Annotated in this window: 1 protein-coding gene; it reads right to left on the reverse strand. The window is 69.8% G+C overall.

The window, feature by feature from the left end:
- Positions 1-87: 87 nt before the first annotated feature.
- Positions 88-1,552, reverse strand: a 1,465-nt coding sequence (locus tag FFK22_RS41705; RefSeq protein ID WP_138893677.1) for an IS1380 family transposase, incomplete at its 5' end; no start/stop codon positions are given.

Below are 1,552 nucleotides of genomic sequence, written 5' to 3' on the forward strand. Positions count from 1 at the left end.
AGTTTTGGAGATCTGCACGTCAGGCGGGTGTCGGCGGGCATGCCGCTGGGCGGCGGTGCTGAGGGCCGGAGTGGCGAGGGCTGGTGGTCAGGCGGCGCAGGGGGCGAGTGCGGGCGGCCCGACGGCGAGGGCGAGGCGAGCCCGGTCGGCGAGTTGCCGGCGCGGTGCCTGGGAGAAGCGGAGCAGGGTCTCGCGGGCGTGGCGGACGACCTTGCCGATGCCGTCGAGCAGGACAAAGCGCAGGCGCTTGGGCCGGGCGTTGTGCAGGTCTTCGGGCAGGGCAGTGCGCTTGAAGGCGGAGAGCAGGTTGTAGAGCAGCACGTTGAGGCGGAACCAGGCAGCGTTGGCGGCGAAGTTGGCGGCTGGCAAGGCCTCGGCGGCGAGTTCGTTGGTCAGGACGTGATGGGCGTGCTCGACCGTGCCGGCCTTGCCGCGCTGCCAGCGGATGAGATCGAGGCCACAGCCGTCGGCAGGGTCGGGCAGATTGGTGACGACGGCGTAGTGGCGCGTGGAGCTGCCGTCGGCGAACAGGACGCCTTGCTTCTTGGTGATGCGCAGCACCAGGTAGCGCGGCGGCGGCGGGCTGTCGCGGTTGGCGCGTCGATCGGTGGGGACGTAAGCCACTTCGGCCCAATGCCGTACCGCGTCGGCTTCGTCGCCGGCGTCTTGCCAGGCGGTGGCCGGCAAGGCGGCGATGGCGGCGGTCAGCCCCTGGCTCATGTCAGCGCTGATGGCGTAGCCGTGCTTCTTGTCGTCCAGCCAGCGCAGCGTGTCCTGCTCATAGGCGGCGCTATCGGAGCGGACCAGCAGCCGTTTGGCGCCGGCCGCTTGCGCCACCGCGGCCGCTCGCTGGAGCACGCGCAGATGATCGCCGTGGGCCGGCACATTGCCAGCGCGGAACTCGTCGACCAGGATGATGTCCTGCTCGGCCCAGACCGCGATCATCGGGTGATAGCCGGTGCGCCCGTCCCAGGTCCGTTCAGCCTGGCGCTTGCGGCTCTCCAGGATCGTCGCGTCGAGGTCGATGGTGGCCACCGTCTGCGGCCGCCGCTCCTGCAGAAAGGCGATGAGCCGCTGGTTCACCTGTGCCAGCCCCTGCAGTCGCTCGCCCTCGCCGGGGATCTGGGAGCGCTCGCCCTGCCACAACGGCAGGGCCGGCTGATCGAAGGCGTCGAGAAAGTCGCGGGCTGTCTGCGGCGCGGGAAAGCCATGCCCGAGCAGCGCTTCCAGTGCCCGATCCTCGCGCAGCATGGCGAGATCCTCGCAACGTTCGCCCCCGACCACCCACAGGGCAAACAGGCTCTCTGCCATCTGCGACGCGGTCAGGCCACGCGCCCGCTGCTTGATCGCCACCACGCGGTCGAGTTCCGCCGCCGCACCGCTGACCCGGAACGCCTCGATCAGCAGCGGCACCCCCGCATGCGCCGTGACCAGGCTATCGTCGATCGCGTCATCGATCTCGAACGGCAATCGTGGCCCTGCCATCGCAGCCCTCTTTTCCACACCCGATGGGTGAAAGATAACAAGAGCCGGAATCGCCCCGCCACTGGCC

This window comes from Mycobacterium sp. KBS0706, from assembly GCF_005938675.2.
In the GTDB taxonomy this organism is placed as follows: Bacteria; Pseudomonadota; Alphaproteobacteria; order DSM-16000; family Inquilinaceae; genus Inquilinus.